This window comes from Polynucleobacter sp. HIN6 (genome assembly GCF_030297575.1).
Taxonomy (GTDB): Bacteria; Pseudomonadota; Gammaproteobacteria; order Burkholderiales; family Burkholderiaceae; genus Polynucleobacter.
Map to the genome: position 1 here is coordinate 1,194,039 of NZ_AP028137.1, position 23,157 is coordinate 1,217,195.

The following is a 23,157-nucleotide window of genomic DNA, read 5'->3' on the forward strand; positions in this document are numbered from 1 at the left end:
TTCAACTAGCCTTTGAGATGATCAAGGTCTTCGGTATTAATCGTGTCGACCTTACGGAATAGCACCACCAAGATCGCCAAACCAATTGCAGCCTCCGCAGCGGCTACGGTCAGTATGAAAAATACAAATACCTGACCGGCCATATCACCTAAGTAATGGGAGAACGCCACAAAGTTCATATTGACGGCAAGCAACATGAGCTCAATCGCCATCAAGAGGATGATCACGTTACGCCGATTTAGGAAGATACCGACGACGCTAATTGCAAACAGAATAGCGCCAAGGACTAAATAATGTGCAAGGGTGATGGTCATGCTGGGTCACCTGAGTTGGTTCGAGACTTTAGGTCTTGCTTAGCATCACGCTCAGCATCCATCGATACAATCCGCATCCGATCCTTAGCGGAGACCGCAACCTGCTCAGCAATATTTTGACCCTTCACATCCTTGCGTTTGCGCAAGGTAAGAGCAACAGCTGCGATGATGGCAACCAATAAAACAATACCGGCAACCTCAAAAGCATAGATGTACTCGGTAAACATTAAATAACCAAGGGCTTGGGTATTATTTGCTGCCACTACATCGGGCAAGACATTCACTGGCGCGGTAGTACCAATAAAGCCGCGGATTAACACGATCGAGAGTTGCAAGATAATGACCACACCAATCAGCATGGCGAGTGGTAGATACTTCTTGAAATCACGTCGGAGATGCGCAAGATCCAAATCGAGCATCATCACCACGAATAAGAACAACACCATCACCGCGCCCACATAGACTAGGATCAGGATCAAGCTTAAGAACTCGGCCTTGAGCAACATCCAAATACCTGAGGCACTAAAGAACGCCAAAACCAAGAACAAGGCGGCATGCACAGGATTGGGAACCGTAATGACCCGTAATGCGGAAATCACCAAGAGCGCCGCGAAGGCGTAGAAAAAGACTGAGAAGATTAAATTCGGGTCGAGGGTCATAAATCAATCAACGGTAAGGTGCGTCTGCCTCTCGGTTAGCGGCAATTTGCTTTTCGTATTCATCACCGACTGCTAGCAACATCTCTTTGGTGAAATACAGATCACCGCGCTTATCCCCGAAATACTCAAAAATATTGGTTTCCACAATGGCATCCACAGGGCAAGCCTCTTCACAATAGCCACAGAAAATGCATTTGGTGAGGTCGATGTCATAGCGTGTTGTTCTGCGGGTACCATCCTCACGCTGATCAGACTCAATCGAGATTGCCAAAGCTGGGCAAACGGCCTCACACAGTTTGCATGCAATGCAGCGCTCTTCCCCATTCGGATAGCGACGCAGCGCATGTAAGCCTCGAAAACGTGGTGAGAGTGGCGTCTTTTCTTCCGGATACTGAACCGTAATTTTAGGTTTAAATAAATAACGCCCAGTAATCGACATTCCTTTAAGAACATCTTTGAGCATTAAGCTATTGAGAAACTGAGAGGCGCGCTTGAACATAGTGATTAGCTCCAAATGTTCCAGGGGGACAAAATCCAGGCCCCAACCAACAATACCCAAACCACGGTTAACGGAATAAACACCTTCCAACCCAAACGCATAATTTGGTCATAGCGATACCGTGGCAATGAAGCCCGTAACCAAATAAAGCACGAGAGCACAAAAAAGATCTTGGCAAATAACCAGAAAAATCCTGGAATATCGCGCAAGATAGGTAAATCAAGGATTGGTAACCAACCACCCAAGAACATGATCGACGTTAAGGCGGCAATCAAGATCATATTGGCGTATTCGGCCAAGAAAAATAATGCGAAGGCCATGCCAGAGTACTCCACCATATGACCCGCAACAATCTCTGACTCACCTTCCACCACATCAAAGGGGTGACGATTGGTCTCCGCAACTCCAGAGATGAAATAGATCACAAACATGGGTAGTAAGGGCAACCAGTTCCACGAGAGGAAGTTCAGGCCCATGTCGGCAAAGATGCCCACCTCTTGAGAGCGCACGATATTACTGAGATTTAAGGAGCCGGCCACCATCAATACGGTCACCAGGGCTAAGCCCATGGCAATCTCATAAGAGATCATTTGAGCAGAGGCACGCATCGCTCCCAAGAATGGGTACTTCGAGTTTGAGGCCCACCCTGCCAAGATCACGCCATACACACCCACCGAGGTTATGGCCATCACATATAAGAGACCGGCATTTACATCCGCTAGAACTAAGTCTGCCTGGAATGGCACCACTGCCCATGCAGCAAGTGCCGGGGTAAGCACCATGAGAGGGGCAATGATGTAGAGCGTATGACTGGCGCGTGTTGGGGAGACGATCTCCTTCATCAATAGCTTGAGTGCATCTGCAATCGGCTGGAATAAACCGAGGGGACCAACCCGATTTGGACCCAAACGAATGTGCATCCAGCCAATCAGCTTACGCTCCCACAGAGTAAGGTAAGCGACCGCACCAAAGATGGGTAATACGATGATCAGGATCTTCGCTAAGTTCCAAACCAAAGGCCAGAACGAACCAAACAGTTGTTCGCCGTGGCTGGTAATGAGATCGATCCAGTTGCCCATAACGACCTTAAGCGCTCACCGTTAATTTAGAAAGAGCCACTTCACCAAACATAGAGGCTAGATGACCACTCAGCTCCGTTGCTGTTGCAATGCGCACTACACCGTCGGCCAAGTCGGGTTGTAATTGAACGCCCACTTCAACCGTCTGGCCAGCTTGGGTAAGCGCCACGCGATCACCGGCCTGCAAACCTAGTTGCCCCCAAAGGGTCTCCCCCACTCCAACCATATTGGCATCCTTTGCATCACGGGTGCGTTGCAATGCAGGGGCGCGGCGCACAATCGCATCACTTGAATAAATCGCTTGATCGGCAAGGCGCTCGAGCGATGCGGTAATCTGAACGCGTTGTTGGACCTCAGGGTTGGCTGTAAAACAATTATTGAGTTGGCTCTCTACAGACTTTGCAAACGCATCGGCATATACCTCTTCTGGGAGGTTATACAAAAAACCATTGAGGTTTAGGAGACTTCCTAATGCACGGAGCACCTTCCATGCCGGTCTAGCATCTGCCAAAGGTCGAACAGAAGGCTGAATGGTTTGCACCTGCCCCGCCATGTTCACAAAACTTCCAACGGATTCAGTATAGGGAGTGATTGGCAGAATCACATCGGCTAACTCAAGCAAATCGGGGCTCGTGTAGGCGCTCATCGCAATTACGGTATCGGCGCCTTGTAACGCAGCTCGGGTTTGTTGTGGGTTGGGTAAATCCTGAAGTGGCTCGACGTGTAACATCACATAGGCGCGCGCCTTACTTTGCAATACGGTATCAACACTGCCTTGATTACCCTGGGTAGCACCCACCAGTTGCGCCCCCACTGAATTACCACCTTCACACAAGAACCCAAAGGTGCATCCCGTATGCTTGGCAATAAACTCCGCAAGAACATGTAAATCAGAGGCGTTGGGATGGGCAATCGCCAGTGATCCCAAGAATATTGCCTGTGGCTCAGGGCTCTCAAGTTTGGCATTGCTGAGCAATTGATCTGCAATCGCTTGCGCTTCACGAGAAACGCTCTTCACTGAGAGACCAGTTGGAGGCTGTAAGGATTTTGCTTGCGCAATCGCTTGGGCAATTTGCCCCAATTGATCCACCCATTGACTGGGCTTCGATTTGAGATGCGCAGTAATCGGCATGAGCCAATCGTTACCGCCTGCATCGAGTCGATAGACCTTAAGGCCCTGTTTGCTTGCCGTGCGCATCCGAGCAGCGATCAGCGGCAGATCTTTACGCAAATGACTACCAATCACCAAGACACGCTTGAGTTCACTCAACTTCGCAATTGGCATACCCAACCAGGGTAGCGTTGCTGCTCCGCGGGTATCAGTTTGGCGCAAACGCGTCTCAATTTGATGACTTCCCAAACCACGCATCACTTTTTGCAAGAGGTAAAGTTCTTCAGCGCTTGCGATGGGGTGAGCCAATGCCGCTAACGCCTGACTACCATGCTGCTTCTGAATATCACTTAATGAGTGCACGACGTAATCGAGGGCAGACTGCCAATCGGTCTCTAACCACTGCCCATTTTGTTTCACCATTGGAGTGGTTAAACGATCAGGGCTATTTAGGCCTTCATATGCAAAGCGATCGCGGTCACTAATCCAGCACTCATTGATGGCCTCGTTCTCGAGTGCGACAACCCGCATCACATGATTAGCCTTCGTTTGTACGGTAGTGTTGGCACCCACGGCATCATGCGGACTGATCGAGCGCTTACGGACCAACTCCCAGGTGCGCGCGGCATACCGAAATGGCTTACTGGTCAAGGCGCCCACCGGACAAATATCAATCATATTGCCCGAGAGCTCCGAGTCAACCGTTTGCCCCACAAAGGTCGTGATTTCCGAATGCTCACCACGATTGATCATACCGAGCTCCATGACCCCAGCAACCTCTTGACCAAAGCGCACACAGCGGGTGCAGTGAATGCAACGCGACATCTCTTCCATGGAAATGAGTGGTCCAACATTTTTGTGGAAGACCACACGCTTCTCTTCTTTATAGCGCGAGCTGGATTTACCGTAACCAACCGCCAAATCTTGTAATTGGCATTCGCCACCCTGATCGCAAATCGGGCAATCCAAGGGATGGTTAATGAGCAAGAACTCCATCACCGACTTTTGCGCCTCAACGGCCTTCGCCGAATGAGTAAACACCTTCATACCCGCCATCACGGGGGTGGCACATGCTGGTAATGGCTTAGGCGCCTTCTCCACTTCAACCAAACACATCCGGCAGTTTGCGGCGATGCTCAGCTTCTTGTGATAACAAAAATGAGGAACGTAAGTGCCTAGCTTGTTGGTGGCATGCATCACCATGGAGCCCTGCGGTACCTCAACGGGCTTACCGTCAACATGGATCTCAATCATGTTCACCGTACTCATGATTAGGCAGCCTTTGCAAATGAAGAAACCATGCAATGCTTATGCTCGACATGGTAAGCAAACTCATCCATATAGTGCTTGAGCATGCCTTGCACCGGCATCGCCGCTGCATCACCTAAAGCACAGATGGTCCGCCCTTGAATATTTCCGGCAACATCTTTGAGAAGATCTAAATCCTCTGGACGACCTTGACCGTGTTCAATGCGATTCACGATGCGCCAGAGCCAACCAGTCCCCTCGCGACATGGGGTGCATTGGCCACACGACTCTTCGTGATAGAAATACGAGAGGCGTAAGAGTGAACGTACCATGCAACGGGACTCATCCATCACGATCACTGCTCCAGAGCCGAGCATCGACCCAGCCTTGGAGATCGCGTCGTAATCCATCGTGATATCCATCATGATCTTGCCAGGCAAGACTGGTGCCGATGATCCACCAGGGATCACTGCTTTGAGCTGTTTGCCATTGCGCATCCCGCCTGCCAACTTCAATAACTCAGCAAACGGTGTACCGAGCGGAACTTCATAGTTACCTGGGTAAGTGACATCTCCCGATACGGAGAAGATCTTCGTGCCGCCATTATTGGGCTTACCCAATTTGAGATAAGCCTCTGCACCAATGGCCAGAATAAATGGCACGGCTGCAAAGGTCTCAGTGTTATTAATAGTGGTTGGCTTGCCATACAGACCAAAGTTCGCTGGGAATGGCGGCTTAAAGCGAGGCTGCCCTTTTTTACCCTCAAGAGACTCCAAGAGTGCGGTCTCTTCACCGCAAATGTAAGCACCAAAGCCTGGGGCAGCGTGCAACTGGAAACTAAATTCTGTTCCTAAAATATTCTGTCCAAGATAGCCCGCAGCACGCGCTTCCTCAAGAGCCTCTTCAAAGCGCTCATAGACCTCCCAGATCTCGCCGTGAATGTAGTTGTATCCCGTTGAGATCCCCATGGCATAAGCGCCAATGATCATGCCTTCGATTAACGCATGGGGGTTGTAGCGCATGATGTCACGGTCTTTGAATGTACCGGGCTCGCCCTCGTCGCTATTGCAAACGAGGTATTTGTTACCGTTGTAGTTCTTGGGCATGAAGCTCCACTTCAAGCCCGTTGGGAATCCCGCACCACCACGGCCACGCAAGGACGATGCCTTGACTTCCGCAATCACGGCATCCGGGGTAATCTTTTCGTTAAGAATCCGGCGTAGCTGCTGATAACCACCGCGAGCCTCATAGTCTTTAAGATGCCAGTTCTTACCATCTAGGCCAGCCAAAATTAAGGGCTTAATGTGACGACTATGCAAACTGGTCATACGCTCCCCCGTTTTGCTTCTGCACTCAACTCACCTAATAAAGCATCGATCTTTTCTTGGGTCATAAAACTACACATACGGTGGTTATTCACCAACATTACAGGGGAGTCGCCACAAGCGCCCATGCACTCACCCTCTTTTAGGGTGAAGGTTCCACAGGGCGTAGTCTCATTAAAGTTAATACCGAGTTTTTTCTTGAGGTAGTCAGCCGCTTCTTCGCCATGCGTTAATTGGCAAGGCAAATTCGTGCACACCACGAGCTTGAACTTACCAATCGGCTTGGTCTCATACATGTTGTAGAAGGTTGCTACCTCCTCAACTGCAATCTTGGGCATCTCCAGAATTTGCGCCACCTCGGCGATGATCTCGGGGGAGACCCAACCATGCTCTTCTTGTGCAGCAATTAAACATGCCATCACCGCCGATTGTTTTTGCTCAGGCGGATACTTCGCAATATTGCGATCTATTTGGGCGCGGGTCTTAGCAGAAAAAAGGGATTGGGCTGTCATCATGATTTATCGATCAATCTCACCAAATACAATGTCTTGGGTCCCAATGATGGTGACCGCATCCGCAATCATGTGACCGCGTGACATCTCATCCATGGCTGCTAAATGAGCAAAGCCAGGAGCCCGAATCTTTAAGCGGTAAGGTTTATTAGCACCATCCGAAATGGCGTAGATACCAAACTCCCCCTTCGGGTGCTCTACTGCTGCATACGCTTCACCCGTTGGCACATGAATCCCTTCGGTAAAGAGCTTGAAGTGATGGATCAACTCTTCCATATTGGTTTTCATATCAACGCGCTTAGGTGGGGCTACTTTGTGGTTATCACTCATTACTGGACCTGGATTAGCACGCAACCACTTCACACACTGTTGAATAATGCGATTGGATTGACGCATTTCTTCCATGCGCACTAAATATCGGTCGTAGCTATCGCCATTCACACCCACTGGAATATCAAAATCCAACTGGTCATAGACTTCATAAGGCTGCTTCTTGCGCAAGTCCCAAGCAAAACCAGAGCCGCGCAACATCGGGCCAGTAAAGCCCATTTGCAGAGCTCGCTCAGGCGAGACCACACCGATACCCACTAAGCGCTGCTTCCAAATGCGGTTATCGGTTAACAAATTGTTGTACTCATCTACATTGGCTGGGAAGCGATTACTAAAGTCCTCAATGAAATCCAATAATGACCCGCTGCGGCTCTCATTTAGACGCTTCACCGCTTGCTCACTCCGAATCGCAGACTTGGCGTATTGAGGCATCTTCTCAGGCAAATCGCGATAGACGCCACCGGGACGATAGTAGGCTGCATGCATACGAGCACCGGATACCGCTTCATACATATCAAAGATATCTTCGCGATCACGGAAGGCATATAAGAAGATTGCCATGGCGCCAACGTCGAGGCCATGACAGCCAACCCAGAGTAAGTGATTGAGTAGACGGGTGAGCTCATCAAACATCACGCGGATGTATTGAGCGCGCACTGGAACATCCACATCCAAAAGTTTCTCAATAGCCATGACATAGGCGTGCTCATTGACCATCATCGATACGTAATCGAGACGATCCATATATGGCACACTCTGAATCCAAGTCCGGGTCTCGGCAAGTTTCTCGGTCGCACGATGCAATAAGCCAATATGCGGATCGGCACGTTGGATCACCTCGCCATCGAGCTCAAGCACTAAACGCAATACACCGTGAGCCGCAGGATGCTGGGGGCCAAAGTTGAGGGTGTAATTCTTAATCTCAGCCATTTGCTAAGCCACCGTATTGTTCTTCACGAATCACGCGGGGGGTCACCTCACGTGGATCAATCGTGACTGGCTGATACACCACTCGCTTTAACTCCGGGTCATAGCGCATCTCGACATGGCCCGAGATTGGGAAATCTTTACGGAATGGATGACCAATAAAGCCGTAATCGGTCAAGATACGACGCAAATCCTCATGACCATCAAATAGGATGCCAAAGAGATCGAAGGCCTCGCGCTCAAACCAATTGGCTGAGTTCCAAATGGGCACCATCGATGCCACCAATGGATAGTCGTCGTCTGGGGCAAATACCCGAATACGCAGACGTTGGTTATGCTTGATAGACAGTAAGTGGCTAACCACCGCAAAGCGAGGGCCGCTCCAAGTGCCATCGGCATAGTCTTTGTAATCAACCCCACATAAATCAATCAGCTGCTCAAACGCTAAGCTGGGATCGTCTCGCAATAACTTAGCTGACTCAGCATACGTTGCGTGATGCAAGACGATGGTCAACTCACGATGATCGATCGAGGCACTTTGAATACGGTTGCCTAAAACACGATCCAATTGCAAACGAAGTTGTTCGAGGCGATCACTCATCTCAACCCTTCCGCGCAATGGTGCTGGTGCGACCAATTTTGGCCTGCAATTGAATGATGCCGTAGATCAAGGCTTCGGCCGTTGGTGGACAACCAGGAACATAGACATCCACTGGAACGATACGATCGCATCCGCGTACCACCGAATAAGAGTAGTGATAATAGCCACCGCCGTTAGCACATGAACCCATCGATATCACCCAACGCGGTTCTGGCATCTGGTCATAGACCTTGCGTAAAGCGGGGGCCATTTTGTTACATAAGGTACCCGCCACGATCATTAAATCTGATTGACGAGGCGATGGACGGAACACCACCCCAAAACGATCGAGGTCGTAGCGCGATGCGCCCGCATGCATCATCTCAACTGCGCAACAGGCCAAGCCAAAGGTCATCGGCCAAAGCGATCCGGTTCTGGTCCAATTAATTAACTGGTCAGCCGAAGTCGTTACAAAACCTTGTTTTAGAACACCTTCAAGTGCCATCGACGTCTACTCCCAATCCAGGGCGCCCTTTTTCCAGATGTAAGCAAAACCAACGATAAATTCGAGGAGGAAAATTGCCATCGCAATGTAACCTTCCCAGCCAATATCCCTCAAGGCAATGCCCCAAGGAAATAAAAATGCGGTTTCGAGATCAAATAGGATAAAGAGAATGGCGACTAGGTAGTAGCGCACATCGAATTTCATACGAGCATCTTCAAAGGCTTCAAAGCCGCACTCATATGGAGAATCTTTTTCTGAATAAGGTTTGGAGGGGGCTAACACTTTTCCCAAAACAATGGGAGCAAGACCGACGCCGATACCAACAAGAATAAACAACAGTACTGGGAAGTAATTTGAAAGGTTCAACTTCTTCTATCCTGTGTCAGATTTCCAAACGTTCGAATTATCAACGACTTTCATTTTGGGATTCTTGATTTACAGCAATAAGACAAGAATTCCCGACCAAACTATTCCACTTTGGTGCCGACGGCGAGACTCGAACTCGCACAGCCTAAGCCACTACCCCCTCAAGATAGCGTGTCTACCAATTTCACCACGTCGGCATCTCGGAAAAGCCCTACATCAACCCTCAATTCTACCGCATTGCACCTTCCAAAAAGGTGCAAATTAGCGAGGCACGACCGGCTTACCGGGTTCTGAACTTGCTCCATTTGCTGGAGTGGCGCCACCTTGCTGGGCAGGGGCTACGGTCGGCAAGGTTGAGTTGGATAAAACCCCTGACTCAACAGGCTTTTTAGTACCCAACCACGTAATTCCTAAGGTACTTACAAAAAAGATCACTGCAAAAATAGCAGTGGTGCGCGAGAGGAAGTTTGAGGAACCAGTCGCCCCAAATAAACTGCCTGAGGAACCTGAACCAAATGCGGCACCCATATCAGCACCCTTACCTTGCTGAATCAAGACCAAGCCAATGATGGCCAATGCAGAAACTACTTGCAGGACCACGAATAAAGTTTTAAGCCATTCCATTTCTGTTCTCCATATTGTCATTCATCATGCAATCCATCACGCTCGACAGATTGCTAAAAACTCCTTGGCATCTAACGACGCACCACCAACCAACGCCCCATCAATATCGGGCATGGCAAAAAGCTCCGTGGCGTTATCGGCACGGACACTGCCCCCATAAATAATCCCAATATGAGAGGCCACATCATCATCAAACTCAGCCAGTTGCAAACGAATCGCCCGATGCATATCTTGGGCCATTTGCGCACTGGCAACTTTACCTGTACCAATTGCCCAAATCGGTTCGTACGCAATCAAGCAATCCACCAATCGATCCTGCAGGGTGCTCACCTGACTGGCAACCTGTCGCCTCACCACCTCGACCGCACGCCCAGAATTTCGTTCATCGGCTGTTTCACCAACACAAATGATTGGTGTCAGCTCATGATCTAAAGCCTGCTCTGCCTTAAGGGCAATACTCTCATTAGCCTCGCCATACTGCATGCGACGCTCCGAGTGACCGACGATCACAAAGCGAACGCCCATCTCTTGCAACATGCTCGCACTCACCTCACCTGTATACGGACCGGATGCATAGGCCGATACATCTTGCGCACCCAACTGAAGTTGCGAACTTCCCAAATAGCTGCCACATTCTTGCAAATAGGGAAAGGGTATGCAGACACCGAAGCGGCGCCCTGCGGGCATGCCCTGCTGCATCTCTGCAATGACCGTTTGCAACCAATCCCGATTACTACGAACACTGCCATTCATCTTCCAATTGCCGATGACCGTCAATGCGCGCATAGCAACTCTCTTACACCGTTAAAACAATTTTTCCGACATGCTCGCTCGATTCCATCAATCGATGCGCATCAGCGGCTTGCTCTAAGGAAAATGTTTTATAAATGACTGGCTTTAGTTGACCCGCATTCAGTAAGGGCCACACCGTCTGATACAACTCTTTGGTAATTTGATGCTTGAAGGCGACAGGTCTAGGACGCAAGGTCGATCCCGTGATAGTTAAGCGGCGACGCAATATTTGGCCCGTATTGACTTCTGCCTTTGAGCCCCCCATGATCGCAATGATCACAATACGACCGTCATCGGCCAAGCAATCAATCTCGCGCTGTAAATAGGTGCCGGTGACCATGTCTAAGATCACATCCACACCTTTGCCATTGGTAGCCTTCTTGATTTCTTCTACAAAGTCTTGAGTTTTGTAATTGATTGCAAGATCTGCGCCCAATTGCGTGCAGGCCGCACACTTCTCATCGCTTCCTGCAGTAACAAAAACTCGATGACCGAGTGCTTTGGCAATCAGAATAGCGGTCACACCAATACCACTGGAACCACCTTGCACCAGCAGAGTCTCACCTTTACTGAGATGCCCGCGCTGAAAGACATTACTCCATACGGTAAAGAATGTTTCTGGCAAAGACGCTGCCTCAATATCTGAAAAACCTTTTGGATAGGGCAAACATTGCGCGATTGGAGCAGTGCATAAATCCGCGTATCCGCCACCCTGAACTAAGGCACAGACTTTATCGCCCACCTTCAAACCAAAGGTGTTATCAGCGTGTGCGAGATCACCGCCAATAATCTCCCCAGCCACTTCAAGACCGGGGATATCGGATGCACCTGGAGGAACGGGGTAATGCCCTTTTCGTTGCAAGACATCTGGACGATTAATACCGGCTGCCTTCACCCGAATTAAGACCTCGCCAGAACCTACGCTTGGCACAGCAGGATCGGGACGCTCAGCTTTGACCAACATCTCTGGCGCGCCATACTCCCGAATCTCCATTACACGCATACCAATACTCCTACTTAAACGGTCTCGTTGGGACTATCGCTTGCCTGAGTATCTGCTGAACCAGACTCCGGGGTTAACAGAGCTTTCATGGATAAACGCAAACGACCGCGCTCATCGGCTGCGAGTAATTTCACACGCACGATCTGACCCTCTTGCAAGAAGTCTTTGACATCCTTCACGCGCTCCGTTGAGATCTCAGAGATATGTAACAGCCCATCTTTACCCGGAAGGATATTCACGAGGGCGCCAAACTCAAGTAACTTCACCACTGGTCCCTCATAGACCTTACCAACTTCAGCTTCAGCCGTGATACCTTCGATCTTGGCTTTCGCTTGCGCCATACCTTCTGCACTGGTTGAGGCAATCGTGACCGTACCATCATCTTTAATATCAATGCTGCACCCGGTCTCTTTAGTGAGCGCCTGGATCGTTGCGCCGCCCTTACCAATCACTTCACGGATCTTGTCTGGATGGATCTTAAAGGTCACCATGCGTGGTGCGTGCTCTGATAGCTCTGTGCGGACAGAACCCATCGCTTCTTGCATTTTGCTCAGAATATGCAAACGGCCTTCTTGGGCTTGCGCCAACGCAACCTGCATGATTTCTTTGGTAATACCCTGGACCTTAATATCCATCTGTAAGGCAGTAATGCCGTTAGCGGTACCAGCTACCTTAAAGTCCATATCGCCTAAGTGATCCTCATCACCCAAGATATCGGTTAAGACGGCAAAGCGATTGCCATCCAAGATCAGGCCCATGGCAACACCGGCCACATGGGCCTTGACTGGTACACCGGCATCCATCAGCGCTAAGCAGCCGCCACATACCGAAGCCATTGAAGATGAACCATTGGATTCGGTAATCTCAGAGACCAAACGAATGCTGTATGCAAACTCTTCCATGCTTGGCAATACTGGTACTAAAGCGCGCTTTGCTAAACGGCCGTGACCAATCTCACGACGCTTGGGTGTACCAACGCGACCGGTCTCGCCGGTTGCAAATGGAGGCATGTTGTAGTGGAACATAAAGCGATCGCGGTACTCGCCTTCGAGCGCATCAATAATTTGCTCATCGCGTGCTGTTCCAAGAGTTGCAACTACTAAGGCTTGCGTCTCACCACGAGTAAAGAGTGCGGAGCCGTGGGTGCGAGGCAATACACCGTTGCGAATTTCAATGGGGCGCACGGTTCGAGTATCACGGCCGTCAATGCGTGGCTCACCATTGAGAATTTGGCTACGTACGATCTTTGCTTCGATCTCGAATAAGAGATTACCAACCTCTACTTCATCCACTTCACCGTCAGCGGCCAACTGGGTCATGACATTTGCAACCACTTCTTTAATCTTGGTGGAGCGAGCTTGCTTTTGACGAATTTGATACGCATCCCGCAGTGGGCCCTCTGCCAAACTTTGTAACTTGGCGATCAAAGCTTCGTTCTTGGGTGCTGGTTTCCAATCCCACTCGGGCTTACCGGCATCACGCACCAGCTCCTGAATCGCATTGATCGCGATTTGTGACTGCTCGTGTCCATACACAACAGCACCTAGCATGACGGCTTCAGATAGCTGTTGGGCCTCGGATTCCACCATCAATACTGCCGCTTGGGTGCCGGCTACGATCAAATCGAGTTCGCTCGTCGCTTGCTCGCTACGATTGGGGTTGAGTAAGTACTGGCCATCACGATAACCAACGCGCGCCGCACCCATGGGGCCATTAAATGGAATACCCGAAATTGCCAGGGCTGCAGATGATGCAATTAAAGCTGGAATATCAGCTGGCACATCAGGATTAATCGACATCACATGTACGACCACCTGGACTTCGTTATAAAAGCCTTCTGGGAATAATGGGCGAATTGGACGATCAATCAGACGAGAAATTAAGGTCTCGCCTTCGGAAGGGCGTCCCTCGCGACGAAAGAATCCCCCAGGAATCTTGCCAGCAGAATAGGTCTTCTCAATGTAGTCAACGGTTAAGGGGAAAAAGTCTTGGCCCTCTTTCGCTGTTTTAGCACCGACTACCGTGGCGAGCACCACAGTGTCATCCATATTGAGGAGTACAGCACCACTGGATTGGCGAGCAATCTCACCGGTTTCCATGGTGACGGTGTGTTGGCCCCATTGAAACGTTTTTACAACTTTATGAAACATTGACATCTTTTTTTCTCCAAACATACGCACCGCGGATCCACAGCGCCGCGGTATCACTGGAGTGATTGTTTGATGAACCCAAGTGGGATGCCATTCCAGTGCGCCTCTTTTAAGAAGAAACGCATTGGAATGACACGATCCCTAGAAGCCGGTCATCTTGAACCACTCAAAGTAGAGCCTTGCCGGTTTGGCAACACCCTACTTCATTGCAATGCTGACAAAAACAAGAAATTACTTACGTAAACCTAGTTTGTCGATCAGCGCGCGATAACGGTCCAGATCCTTGCTCTTGAGGTAATCCAAGAGACGGCGACGGCGCGAGACCATCTTCAACAAGCCACGACGGCTGTGATGATCTTTTGCGTTTGCCTTGAAATGGGGGGTAAGTTCATTGATACGAGCGGTTAATAACGCCACCTGAACTTCGGGGCTACCCGTATCGTTTGCGCCACGCGCGTTTTGTTTGACGATTTCCGCCTTATTAATGTCTGCAACTGCCATTTTCATACTCCATACGTGCGGACACTCAAGCTTGCACCTGATATGCCGTGTTAATAAAAAGCTTTACAAATCAAAGCTTCAGCATTCTAACAGACCGCACCCTCCGATTGTGAGCAAAGCGGTCTGATAGTTCATAAAGTTATATAAATCAATAACTTATGATTTAAGGTGCCATCTGGGCATTGAGCTTAATCGCGCTGGGGTCGTGCAATTTGTTCAATGCCGCTAAATAGGCCTTGGCCGAGGCAGCAATAATGTCGGGGTCCATACCCACTCCATTCACAATACGACCCCCTTTAGAGAGCCGAACAGTAACCTCCCCCTGCGACTCGGTTCCTGAGGTAATGGCATTGACTGAGTAGAGCAAGAGTTCAGCGCCGCTTTGTACTTTGTTCTCAATCGCATGCAAGGTGGCGTCAACCGGGCCATTACCCTCCGCCTCCGAATGCACATCATGACCACCCATCTTGAACACCACCTTCGCCGATGGCTTTTCACCGGTCTCAGAATGTTGGTTCAAGGAAATGAAACTGAAGTGCTCATTCTGATCAGCCACTGAAGAGTCAGACATTAAAGAAATAATGTCTTCATCAAAAATCTCGGCCTTTTGATCGGCCAAAGCCTTAAAGCGGGCGAAGGCATCATTGAGCTCACTCTCCGACTCCAACACAATCCCCAACTCGGCAATGCGTTGCTTAAAGGCATTGCGACCAGACAACTTACCCAGCACGATGCGGTTGGTCGCCCAGCCCACATCTTCGGCACGCATAATTTCATAGGTATCGCGCGCTTTCAATACGCCGTCCTGATGAATACCTGATGCATGGGCAAAGGCATTGGCGCCAACCACTGCTTTATTCGGTTGCACCACAAAGCCTGTGATTTGCGAGACCAATTTAGAGGCTGGCACGATCTGCTTCGTATCAATGCCCACATCCAACTGAAAGAAATCCTTCCGAGTTCGTACCGCCATGACAATTTCTTCTAAGGACGTATTGCCCGCGCGCTCGCCAAGACCATTAATCGTGCACTCCACCTGGCGGGCGCCGCCAATATGCACACCAGCTAAGGAGTTGGCCACGCCCATCCCTAAATCGTTATGGCAATGCACGGACCAGATGGCTTTGTCTGAGTTCGGAATCCGAGTGCGCAAAGTTTTAATGAACTCGCCATAGAGTTCAGGAACGGCATAACCAACCGTATCAGGAACATTAATGGTGCTCGCACCCTCAGCAATCACTGCCTCCAAGACCCGGCACAAGAAGTCCATATCCGAGCGGTAGCCATCCTCGGGAGAGAACTCAATATCACCTGCCAAGTTTCTGGCAAAGCGAATGGATTTTTTGGCTTGCTCATACACCTGCTCCGGGGTCATACGCAATTTCTTTTCCATGTGCAAGGCGCTGGTTGCCAAGAACACATGAATACGTTTTGCATTGGCTGCCTTGAGGGCATCTGAAGCGCGAGTGATATCAGTCTCATTGGCACGCGCGAGTGAGCACACCACCGAGTCTTTCACGGCTGCAGCAACCGCAGAGATAGCTGCAAAGTCGCCTTCAGAGCTAGCTGCAAAACCGGCTTCAATCACATCGACCCGTAAGCGCTCGAGTTGACGGGCAATCCGTACCTTTTCATCTCGGGTCATGGATGCACCAGGTGACTGTTCACCATCGCGCAAGGTGGTATCAAAAATAATTAATCGGTCACTCATCATCTATTCCTTGTCTAAACATCCAATACTGGTTTTCTAAAACAAAAACCCCAGCGGTTTAGCTGGGGCTGGTTTGCGAACTTAGTGCCTTACTTCATGTGTCTAAGCGCGACCCGCCCCGAGCCGAAGGCCCAGTGCTAGAAGAAGTAGAAGCGCATTGAATTGATTCATTATAGAAATAATATACCCCATTTACTCAGACTTGGCTGCAACTGTGGTTTCTCCACCAATCCTGCGCCCCATCGCTCGTTCCCATAACCATAAAACGTAGCCAGAAAGGGAATAAACCACAAATAGGCCAAATAGAGTTAAGGGTGGGTTCGATGAAATCAAGACAAAACCGAGGATTAAAAGCACCATCACCCAAAACGGTACTCGATACCGAATATCCAAGGCTTTGCCACTGTAAAAACGGGCATTCGAGACCATGGTGAGTCCTGCATAAATCGTAATGAAGAAGGTTACTAACGGAATCGCAGAGTCCTTGACTGGTATCTTGTTATCGTCCGCCAACCAAATAAAACCCGCCAAGAGCGCTGCAGCTGCTGGACTTGGCAAGCCCTGGAAAAACTTTTTATCCACCACACCAATATTGGCATTAAAGCGGGCTAAGCGCAGTGCTGCGCCGGCACAATAGGTAAATGCTGCTAACCAGCCCCACTTACCAAGATCTTTTAAGACCCACTCGTACGCCACTAAGGCTGGGGCCACACCGAATGAGACCATATCAGCTAAAGAATCATACTGCTCACCAAACGCGCTTTGGGTGTTGGTCATTCGCGCGATTCGGCCATCCATGCCATCGAGCACCAGCGAAGCAAAGACAGCAATCGCTGCAACCTCAAAGCGATGGTTCATAGCGTTCACAATCGCAAAGAACCCGCAGAACAATGCCGCCGTCGTAAATAAATTGGGTAATAAATAAATGCCTTTGCTACGTGGACGCGGTGGCTCGACGACGAGATCATCCTCCGTCAAATCCTCCACAGAATCCCATTCCTCGCGTCGCGTATTTTTACTCCGCAGAAAACGAGAACGGTCCGGACGGAACTTGCGGCGTGGGGTCATGACTTAATCTAAACCCGGCAAACGTGCCAGCGCGGTATTGGTTGCAAAGACTTTCTCGCCAACACTCACTAAGGGCTCGGCCTCCAAAGGTAAATACACATCCACCCGCGATCCGAAGCGGATAAATCCATAGCGCTCACCGCGCTTGACGCGATCATTAGCACGTATGTAGCACAAAATGCGTCGCGCAACCAAACCTGCGATTTGCACCAAGGTGACCGTTTTGCCATTGGCATCAATCACGACCGCATTACGCTCATTCTCCGTCGAGGCCTTATCAATGCTGGCATTAAAGAACTTACCTGGAAAATAGGTGACCTGCTTAACAAGGCCACTCACGGCACAGCGATTGGAGTGCACATTAAACACATTCATGAACACGCTAATCTTTAAGGCTTCCCGATTGGCATACGGATCATGGGCTTTCTCAACCACCACAATGCGGCCATCGGCTGGCGATAAAACAAGATCCTTACCTAAGGGGGCAATTCGTTGTGGATCACGAAAGAACTGCAAGGTGAAGACAAAGAATAGCCACAATGGCCATGACCAGAAAAAACCAGCATAGCGATGGACCACAAAAGCCACAGCCCCAATCACAACCAGGTAGAGCCAGCCCTCTTTGGCAATGATGGGGTGTGGATACATCATCGGATGATTACCTTCTGAACTTAGTTCTTCGACTGGTCAACGAGTTTGTTCTTCGCAATCCAAGGCATCATGGCACGCAACTTCGCACCCACAACTTCGATCTCATGATCAGCAGTCAAACGACGACGCGAAATCAAGGTTGGTGCGCCAGCCCGATTTTCAAGGATGAAGCTCTTGGCATACTCACCCGTCTGAATGTCGTGCAAGGCCTTGCGCATTGCATTCTTGGTTTCCTCGGTCACAATCCGTGGACCAGTGACATACTCACCGTACTCTGCATTATTTGAAATAGAGTAGTTCATGTTAGCGATACCGCCTTCATAAATGAGATCCACGATGAGCTTTAACTCGTGCAAGCACTCAAAATAGGCCATCTCAGGAGCATAACCGGCCTCCACCAAGGTCTCGTATCCGGCTTTGATTAACTCGACGGTGCCGCCACAGAGTACCGCTTGCTCTCCAAATAAATCGGTTTCGGTCTCTTCACGGAAATTGGTCTCGATCACACCCGCACGGCCACCGCCATTGGCAGTTGCGTACGATAGAGCTAAATCACGTGCAGAGCCCGACTTGTCTTGATAAACCGCAATCAAATGGGGCACGCCACCGCCTTGAGTGTATGTGCTGCGCACAGTGTGGCCAGGAGCCTTAGGCGCAATCATGATCACGTCCAAATCCGCGCGAGGAATCACTTGACCGTAATGCACATTAAAGCCATGAGCAAACGCTAAAGCAGCGCCTTGCTTGATGTTGGGATGTACTTCGTTTTTATACACCTCGGCAATTTGCTCGTCAGGCAACAGCATCATCACAACGTCTGCGTCCTTCACTGCTTCAGCAACTTCTTTCACTTGCAAGCCCGCATTCGCTGCTTTTTTCCAGGATGAGCCGTCTTTACGTAAACCGACGGTGACTTTCACGCCGGAGTCGTTGAGGTTTTGTGCATGGGCATGGCCTTGCGAGCCATAACCAATGATGGTTACCTTTTTACCCTTGATCAGGGACAGATCGGCGTCCTTGTCATAAAAAACTTTCATACGATTTCCTTAAATTAAATACAGAGTGATTAAAACTAAACTTTCAGAATACGTTCGCCGCGCCCAATTCCCGAGCCGCCTGTGCGGACCGTCTCAAGAATCGATGCACGATCAATTGCACTAATGAAGGCATCCAACTTACTACTTACGCCTGTGAGCTCAATCGTGTAACTTTTATCAGTCACATCAATAATGCGACCTCGGAATATATCCGCAGTACGCTTTAACTCCTCGCGCTCTTTACCAACGGCCCTCACCTTAATCATCATGAGCTCGCGTTCGATATGAGGACCCTCGGTTAAATCAAAGACCTTCACCACCTCGACCAAACGGTTGAGATGCTTGGTGATTTGCTCAATCACATCATCCGAACCAATCGTGACCAAGGTCATGCGCGACAAAGACGGGTCTTCAGTCGGCGCAACGCTCAATGTCTCAATGTTGTAACCGCGCGCTGAGAACAAACCAACGACTCGCGAGAGCGCTCCTGGCTCGTTCTCGAGCAAAACAGAAATAATGTGACGCATTAGAGATCCTCGCTTCCAAGCAGCATCTCGCTAATACCCTTACCCGCTTGCACCATCGGCCAAACGTTTTCCTGTGGATCAATCTGGAAATCCATAAATACGGTGCGATCCTTCAATTTGAGGGCCTCTTTGAGCGCTGGCTCCACATCGGCCTTGGTCTCAATCCGCATCCCCACATGGCCATAGGCTTCAGCCAACTTCACAAAATCGGGTAGTGAGTCCATGTATGAACTGGAATAGCGCTTGCTGTAGGTCAACTCTTGCCATTGACGCACCATGCCTAAATACCGATTGTTTAAGGAAACGATCTTAATCGGCGTGTTGTACTGAGTGAGCGTTGAAAGCTCCTGAATACACATCTGGATCGAACCCTCTCCGGTAATGGTGACGACCTCCTGATCCGGGAACGCCTTTTTAATTCCCATGGCATAAGGCAAACCAACGCCCATGGTGCCTAAACCACCCGAGTTAATCCAGCGACGCGGTTCATTAAACTTATAAAACTGGGCCGCCCACATCTGATGTTGGCCAACATCTGAACACACAAAGGCATCGCCCTTAGTCAACTCCCAAAGCTTCTCAACCACGTATTGAGGCTTCACGATTTGCGAGTCACGATCGTATTTCAAGCAATCGCGCTTCTTCCATTCATTAATCTGATCCCACCACGCCTTCACCTTCGCCTGATTCTTGCGTGCTGGTGCCGCTCTTAATTGCGCGCTCATATCGACCAAAATCTCTTTGAGATCACCGACAATCGGAACGTCCACCTTAACGCGCTTTGAAATCACCGATGGATCAATATCAATATGAACAATCTTGCGTGGATGGCTTGCGAAGTGTGCTGGGTTTCCAATCACGCGATCATCAAAACGGGCGCCGATTGCAATCAACACATCGCAGTGCTGCATGGCCATATTGGCTTCATAGGTGCCATGCATTCCAAGCATGCCCACAAACTGCTCATGCGTGCCCGGGAATCCACCCAAGCCCATGAGAGTATTGGTTACGGGATAGCCCAAGAGTTCGGCAAACTCTTTAAGCTCTTTGGCAGCTTCGGCCATGATGATCCCGCCACCCGTATAAATATAAGGCCGCTCAGCCTCTTGTAATAAAGAGACGGCTTTGCGGATTTGGCCGCTATGACCCTTGATCACCGGATTGTACGAACGCATGCTCAAACTATCGGGGTAAACAAAAGGTGCTTTAGTGGCCGAGATATCTTTTGGAATATCGACTAACACGGGGCCAGGACGACCAGTGCGTGCAATATGAAAAGCCTTTTTAAGTGTGATGGCAAGGTCATTAATGTCCTTGACCAAGAAATTGTGTTTGACGATGGGTCGTGTAATGCCCACGGTATCGGCCTCTTGAAAGGCATCCTCACCAATCGCGTAGGTTGGCACGTTACCGGTGATGATGACCATCGGAATCGAATCGGTGTAAGCGGTCGCAATCCCAGTGACCGCATTCGTGACTCCTGGGCCGGAGGTAACCAATGCCACACCGACCTTACCGGTGGCACGCGCATAGCCATCAGCTGCATGAACTGCCGCTTGTTCGTGACGAACCAAAATATGTTCAAACTTATCTTGTTTGAAGATCTCGTCGTAAATAAAGAGAACCGCACCACCAGGATATCCCCATACGTACTCCACCCCCTCGGCATGCAAGGCATGCACCAACATCTCAGCACCAATCATTTCAGGGGCGGATTGTTTTGTGGGGCTTGGGTTAGAGTCGGTTTGAGACCCGGTTGCGGCCTGACCACCTTTGGTGGCTAAGAATTCAGCATTACTCGTATTCATTGTCATTTTCCTTTGCAATTTTCGGCAAAAAATTGTTTAGGCTGTTCTGTCCCTTACTTATGGTCCGGGTTCGAACGGCACTGCCGCAAAGAAAAAAGACTGCCACTTCTTGGATGGTCTCTTTGCGGTAAGCTCTCCATTGTAAAGCAATAGCCTAGAATGAGCGAGTTTAGGCACTATTTTGGGTCGAAAACGAATAACGAAACCACAAAAACACACTCATTAATCCGCAGTAATTCACATGGCTTCTGCCCAAGAACTCGACCAATTTCTGGCTGGCATTGAGAAAAAAGCCTTCAAACAGGCCGTCTATGCAGTTCGGGATGAGGCCGCTGCCCTTGATGTGGTGCAAGATGCCATGATTAGCTTGACTCAAAAATACGGCGATCGGCCGGCCGCAGAGTTGCCGCTGATTTTTACCCGAATTCTGCAAAATCGGATTCATGACTGGTTTCGTCGCCAAAAAGTGCGCTCCGCCCACGAGACCCCCTTCTCAGCATTGGGATCGGGTAATGATGGCGAGGAAGACTTTGATCCTTTGGAGCTTATTGAGATCCGGGATGGAGGTCCAATACCCCTAGATGCCAGTGCGGCATTAGCCAATCAAGAGTTATTGGCTATCCTTGAGGCAGAAATATCAAAATTGCCAAGTCGTCAACGAGAGGCCTTCCTCATGCGTTATTGGGATGAACTGAGTACTTCTGAAACAGCCCTTGCCATGGGATGCAGCGAGGGCAGTGTAAAAACCCATTGCTCCCGAGCCGCCCACACCTTGGCAGCTGCATTGAGGGCCAGAGGAATTGTGTTGTGATGATGAACAAGAATAAACAAAATTTAGATCCAGTTGAGCAAGAGTTTGGAAAGCGGGTAACCCGTCTATTAAGCGCTCAATCAGAAAATCTCAGCAGCGATATCCAATCGCGCTTGCAAGATGCTCGTGCGACTGCGCTCAGTCGCGCCAAGCCTGAACCTGTATTTGTTGCACAACTCCAAACGACGCATCGTAGCTTTCGGACCTCATCTTGGAATAAACCCATATGGTCATTCACTGGTTGGCTCGTACCCATTACCGTCGTAGTTCTTGGCTTAATTGCCATCACCGAATGGCAAGAAGACTTGCGCATCAATGATATTGCCAATGTCGATATTGCCCTCCTAACCGATGACGTTCCACCCGATGCATTTGTTGATAACGGCTTTATGGCGTTCCTAAAACTAAAGACCCTCGCCAAACCAGAGACGGATGATAAAAAGTCCGACGACGAAAAAATTTAGCGATGCAATTTCGACTTCTAGCACCAGCCCTTCTCACTCTCTTCATCGCACTGTCGAACTCTGGGGCTCATGCGCAGAATACTGGAGTAACCCAGCCCTCCCCGACAACTGTTGGCAAGAAAGTCGATAAGCTCGCCTGGAATCAATTAAACCCACTGCAGCAAACCGTACTTGCGCCATTGGAGAGTGATTGGGAAACCTTGAGCAATGACCGTAAAACAAAATGGTTACGGGTCGCGAATCGCTACCCCTATATGACCTCCCCCGAGCAAGAACGGCTCCAGGGACGAATGGCCGATTGGGCAAAGCTGCCCCAAAAAGATCGGCGTATCGCACGCGATAACTATCTGACGAGCCTACAAATCCCAGCGGAACAAAAAGCGGCTGCTTGGGAAGCTTATCAACAACTCTCCGAAGAAGAAAAGCAAAAGCTTGCTCAGCAAGAACTCAATAAAAGAAAATCAAGCGCAGCTACCGCACCTGCAATTCAGCCGCGCGCGGTCATCAATACCCCCTCAGGGCCCGCACCAAACTCCACAATCAAATAAACTCTGG

The 23,157-nt window shown here is 49.8% G+C and carries 25 protein-coding genes and 1 tRNA gene; 3 read left to right on the forward strand and 23 right to left on the reverse strand.

Annotated features, from left to right (window positions below; all coding sequences use genetic code 11):
• Window positions 1-5 precede the first annotated feature (5 nt).
• The 23 genes from nuoK to QUE66_RS06250 form a co-directional block, all read right to left on the reverse strand.
• Window positions 6-314: an NADH-quinone oxidoreductase subunit NuoK gene (gene nuoK, locus QUE66_RS06140; RefSeq protein WP_108508726.1), complete on the reverse strand. Its 309-nt coding sequence runs from the start codon at window positions 312-314 to the stop codon at window positions 6-8.
• Window positions 311-973 carry an NADH-quinone oxidoreductase subunit J gene (locus tag QUE66_RS06145; protein WP_286223197.1) on the reverse strand — a complete coding sequence of 221 codons (663 nt, stop codon included), beginning with the start codon at window positions 971-973 and terminating at the stop codon, window positions 311-313. The genes nuoK and QUE66_RS06145 overlap by 4 nt, the downstream gene beginning before the upstream one ends.
• 7 nt (window positions 974-980) lie before the next feature.
• Entirely contained in the window at window positions 981-1,472 is a 492-nt protein-coding gene (gene nuoI, locus QUE66_RS06150) for an NADH-quinone oxidoreductase subunit NuoI (protein ID WP_286223198.1), read from the reverse strand.
• Window positions 1,473-1,477: 5 nt separating this feature from the next.
• A complete protein-coding gene (gene nuoH / locus QUE66_RS06155; protein ID WP_286223199.1) occupies window positions 1,478-2,551 on the reverse strand; it encodes an NADH-quinone oxidoreductase subunit NuoH in 1,074 nt (357 codons plus the stop codon).
• A gap of 7 nt (window positions 2,552-2,558) precedes the next feature.
• A complete protein-coding gene (nuoG, locus tag QUE66_RS06160; protein ID WP_286224747.1) occupies window positions 2,559-4,916 on the reverse strand; it encodes an NADH-quinone oxidoreductase subunit NuoG in 2,358 nt (785 codons plus the stop codon).
• 17 nt (window positions 4,917-4,933) lie between these two features.
• On the reverse strand, window positions 4,934-6,238 hold the full coding sequence (gene nuoF / locus QUE66_RS06165; RefSeq protein ID WP_286223200.1) for an NADH-quinone oxidoreductase subunit NuoF: 1,305 nt from the start codon (window positions 6,236-6,238) through the stop codon (window positions 4,934-4,936).
• Window positions 6,235-6,747, reverse strand: coding sequence for an NADH-quinone oxidoreductase subunit NuoE (gene nuoE / locus QUE66_RS06170; protein ID WP_286224748.1), 513 nt, complete (start codon window positions 6,745-6,747; stop codon window positions 6,235-6,237). Before nuoE ends, nuoF begins: the two co-directional genes overlap by 4 nt.
• 6 nt (window positions 6,748-6,753) lie before the next feature.
• Window positions 6,754-8,007, reverse strand: a complete 1,254-nt coding sequence (locus QUE66_RS06175) for an NADH-quinone oxidoreductase subunit D (protein ID WP_286223201.1) — start codon at window positions 8,005-8,007, stop codon at window positions 6,754-6,756.
• Window positions 8,000-8,605 (reverse strand): NADH-quinone oxidoreductase subunit C, encoded by a 606-nt coding sequence (locus QUE66_RS06180; RefSeq protein WP_286223202.1) that lies wholly within the window; start codon window positions 8,603-8,605, stop codon window positions 8,000-8,002. Before QUE66_RS06180 ends, QUE66_RS06175 begins: the two co-directional genes overlap by 8 nt.
• Window position 8,606: 1 nt before the next feature.
• The gene (locus QUE66_RS06185) at window positions 8,607-9,089 is read right to left on the reverse strand and encodes a NuoB/complex I 20 kDa subunit family protein (RefSeq protein ID WP_108508733.1); all 483 of its coding nucleotides are present in this window, start codon (window positions 9,087-9,089) and stop codon (window positions 8,607-8,609) included.
• Between the two features lie 6 nt (window positions 9,090-9,095).
• The gene (locus QUE66_RS06190; RefSeq protein ID WP_286223203.1) at window positions 9,096-9,455 is read right to left on the reverse strand and encodes an NADH-quinone oxidoreductase subunit A; all 360 of its coding nucleotides are present in this window, start codon (window positions 9,453-9,455) and stop codon (window positions 9,096-9,098) included.
• A gap of 112 nt (window positions 9,456-9,567) precedes the next feature.
• Window positions 9,568-9,652: transfer RNA gene (locus QUE66_RS06195), tRNA-Leu, on the reverse strand.
• A gap of 64 nt (window positions 9,653-9,716) precedes the next feature.
• Window positions 9,717-10,079, reverse strand: a complete 363-nt coding sequence (gene secG / locus QUE66_RS06200; RefSeq protein WP_108508735.1) for a preprotein translocase subunit SecG — start codon at window positions 10,077-10,079, stop codon at window positions 9,717-9,719.
• 36 nt (window positions 10,080-10,115) lie between these two features.
• Window positions 10,116-10,865: a triose-phosphate isomerase gene (gene tpiA / locus QUE66_RS06205; protein ID WP_286223204.1), complete on the reverse strand. Its 750-nt coding sequence runs from the start codon at window positions 10,863-10,865 to the stop codon at window positions 10,116-10,118.
• Window positions 10,866-10,875: 10 nt separating this feature from the next.
• Complete coding sequence (locus tag QUE66_RS06210; RefSeq protein ID WP_286223205.1) at window positions 10,876-11,874, reverse strand: NAD(P)H-quinone oxidoreductase; 999 nt, start codon at window positions 11,872-11,874, stop codon at window positions 10,876-10,878.
• Window positions 11,875-11,888: 14 nt separating this feature from the next.
• A complete protein-coding gene (gene pnp / locus QUE66_RS06215; RefSeq protein WP_286223206.1) occupies window positions 11,889-14,030 on the reverse strand; it encodes a polyribonucleotide nucleotidyltransferase in 2,142 nt (713 codons plus the stop codon).
• Window positions 14,031-14,255: 225 nt separating this feature from the next.
• Window positions 14,256-14,525: a 30S ribosomal protein S15 gene (gene rpsO / locus QUE66_RS06220; protein WP_108508739.1), complete on the reverse strand. Its 270-nt coding sequence runs from the start codon at window positions 14,523-14,525 to the stop codon at window positions 14,256-14,258.
• Window positions 14,526-14,688: 163 nt separating this feature from the next.
• On the reverse strand, window positions 14,689-16,236 hold the full coding sequence (locus tag QUE66_RS06225; protein WP_286223207.1) for a 2-isopropylmalate synthase: 1,548 nt from the start codon (window positions 16,234-16,236) through the stop codon (window positions 14,689-14,691).
• 192 nt (window positions 16,237-16,428) lie between these two features.
• Window positions 16,429-17,304, reverse strand: coding sequence for a CDP-diacylglycerol--serine O-phosphatidyltransferase (pssA, locus tag QUE66_RS06230; RefSeq protein ID WP_286223208.1), 876 nt, complete (start codon window positions 17,302-17,304; stop codon window positions 16,429-16,431).
• Between the two features lie 3 nt (window positions 17,305-17,307).
• On the reverse strand, window positions 17,308-17,955 hold the full coding sequence (locus QUE66_RS06235) for a phosphatidylserine decarboxylase (RefSeq protein WP_286223209.1): 648 nt from the start codon (window positions 17,953-17,955) through the stop codon (window positions 17,308-17,310).
• A 20-nt stretch (window positions 17,956-17,975) separates the two neighbouring features.
• Complete coding sequence (gene ilvC / locus QUE66_RS06240) at window positions 17,976-18,992, reverse strand: ketol-acid reductoisomerase (protein ID WP_286223210.1); 1,017 nt, start codon at window positions 18,990-18,992, stop codon at window positions 17,976-17,978.
• 35 nt (window positions 18,993-19,027) lie between these two features.
• The gene (gene ilvN / locus QUE66_RS06245) at window positions 19,028-19,519 is read right to left on the reverse strand and encodes an acetolactate synthase small subunit (RefSeq protein ID WP_286223211.1); all 492 of its coding nucleotides are present in this window, start codon (window positions 19,517-19,519) and stop codon (window positions 19,028-19,030) included.
• A complete protein-coding gene (locus tag QUE66_RS06250) occupies window positions 19,519-21,327 on the reverse strand; it encodes an acetolactate synthase 3 catalytic subunit (protein WP_286223212.1) in 1,809 nt (602 codons plus the stop codon). The genes ilvN and QUE66_RS06250 overlap by 1 nt, the downstream gene beginning before the upstream one ends.
• A 241-nt stretch (window positions 21,328-21,568) precedes the next feature.
• On the opposite strand from QUE66_RS06250, the gene QUE66_RS06255 reads away from it, so the two are divergent.
• From QUE66_RS06255 to QUE66_RS06265, 3 genes are read left to right on the forward strand one after another with little or no spacing between them, the layout of a single operon-like run.
• Complete coding sequence (locus QUE66_RS06255; protein WP_286223213.1) at window positions 21,569-22,138, forward strand: RNA polymerase sigma factor; 570 nt, start codon at window positions 21,569-21,571, stop codon at window positions 22,136-22,138.
• The gene (locus QUE66_RS06260) at window positions 22,138-22,602 is read left to right on the forward strand and encodes a DUF3619 family protein (protein ID WP_286223214.1); all 465 of its coding nucleotides are present in this window, start codon (window positions 22,138-22,140) and stop codon (window positions 22,600-22,602) included. The genes QUE66_RS06255 and QUE66_RS06260 overlap by 1 nt, the downstream gene beginning before the upstream one ends.
• 2 nt (window positions 22,603-22,604) lie before the next feature.
• Window positions 22,605-23,150 carry a DUF3106 domain-containing protein gene (locus QUE66_RS06265; RefSeq protein ID WP_286223215.1) on the forward strand — a complete coding sequence of 182 codons (546 nt, stop codon included), beginning with the start codon at window positions 22,605-22,607 and terminating at the stop codon, window positions 23,148-23,150.
• Window positions 23,151-23,157 lie beyond the last annotated feature (7 nt).

Excerpts from the sequence above, each read along its gene's own strand:
- nuoK (WP_108508726.1), bottom strand. The coding sequence starts at position 314 with ATGACCATCACCCTTGCACATTATTTAGTCCTTGGCGCTATTCTGTTT.
- QUE66_RS06145 (WP_286223197.1), bottom strand. The coding sequence starts at position 973 with ATGACCCTCGACCCGAATTTAATCTTCTCAGTCTTTTTCTACGCCTTC.
- nuoI (WP_286223198.1), bottom strand. The coding sequence starts at position 1,472 with ATGTTCAAGCGCGCCTCTCAGTTTCTCAATAGCTTAATGCTCAAAGAT.
- nuoH (WP_286223199.1), bottom strand. The coding sequence starts at position 2,551 with ATGGGCAACTGGATCGATCTCATTACCAGCCACGGCGAACAACTGTTT.
- nuoG (WP_286224747.1), bottom strand. The coding sequence starts at position 4,916 with ATGATTGAGATCCATGTTGACGGTAAGCCCGTTGAGGTACCGCAGGGC.
- nuoF (WP_286223200.1), bottom strand. The coding sequence starts at position 6,238 with ATGACCAGTTTGCATAGTCGTCACATTAAGCCCTTAATTTTGGCTGGC.
- nuoE (WP_286224748.1), bottom strand. The coding sequence starts at position 6,747 with ATGACAGCCCAATCCCTTTTTTCTGCTAAGACCCGCGCCCAAATAGAT.
- QUE66_RS06175 (WP_286223201.1), bottom strand. The coding sequence starts at position 8,007 with ATGGCTGAGATTAAGAATTACACCCTCAACTTTGGCCCCCAGCATCCT.
- QUE66_RS06180 (WP_286223202.1), bottom strand. The coding sequence starts at position 8,605 with ATGAGTGATCGCCTCGAACAACTTCGTTTGCAATTGGATCGTGTTTTA.
- QUE66_RS06185 (WP_108508733.1), bottom strand. The coding sequence starts at position 9,089 with ATGGCACTTGAAGGTGTTCTAAAACAAGGTTTTGTAACGACTTCGGCT.
- secG (WP_108508735.1), bottom strand. The coding sequence starts at position 10,079 with ATGGAATGGCTTAAAACTTTATTCGTGGTCCTGCAAGTAGTTTCTGCA.
- tpiA (WP_286223204.1), bottom strand. The coding sequence starts at position 10,865 with ATGCGCGCATTGACGGTCATCGGCAATTGGAAGATGAATGGCAGTGTT.
- QUE66_RS06210 (WP_286223205.1), bottom strand. The coding sequence starts at position 11,874 with ATGCGTGTAATGGAGATTCGGGAGTATGGCGCGCCAGAGATGTTGGTC.
- pnp (WP_286223206.1), bottom strand. The coding sequence starts at position 14,030 with ATGTCAATGTTTCATAAAGTTGTAAAAACGTTTCAATGGGGCCAACAC.
- rpsO (WP_108508739.1), bottom strand. The coding sequence starts at position 14,525 with ATGGCAGTTGCAGACATTAATAAGGCGGAAATCGTCAAACAAAACGCG.
- QUE66_RS06225 (WP_286223207.1), bottom strand. The coding sequence starts at position 16,236 with ATGAGTGACCGATTAATTATTTTTGATACCACCTTGCGCGATGGTGAA.
- pssA (WP_286223208.1), bottom strand. The coding sequence starts at position 17,304 with ATGACCCCACGCCGCAAGTTCCGTCCGGACCGTTCTCGTTTTCTGCGG.
- QUE66_RS06235 (WP_286223209.1), bottom strand. The coding sequence starts at position 17,955 with ATGATGTATCCACACCCCATCATTGCCAAAGAGGGCTGGCTCTACCTG.
- ilvC (WP_286223210.1), bottom strand. The coding sequence starts at position 18,992 with ATGAAAGTTTTTTATGACAAGGACGCCGATCTGTCCCTGATCAAGGGT.
- ilvN (WP_286223211.1), bottom strand. The coding sequence starts at position 19,519 with ATGCGTCACATTATTTCTGTTTTGCTCGAGAACGAGCCAGGAGCGCTC.
- QUE66_RS06250 (WP_286223212.1), bottom strand. The coding sequence starts at position 21,327 with ATGAATACGAGTAATGCTGAATTCTTAGCCACCAAAGGTGGTCAGGCC.
- QUE66_RS06255 (WP_286223213.1), top strand. The coding sequence starts at position 21,569 with ATGGCTTCTGCCCAAGAACTCGACCAATTTCTGGCTGGCATTGAGAAA.
- QUE66_RS06260 (WP_286223214.1), top strand. The coding sequence starts at position 22,138 with ATGATGAACAAGAATAAACAAAATTTAGATCCAGTTGAGCAAGAGTTT.
- QUE66_RS06265 (WP_286223215.1), top strand. The coding sequence starts at position 22,605 with ATGCAATTTCGACTTCTAGCACCAGCCCTTCTCACTCTCTTCATCGCA.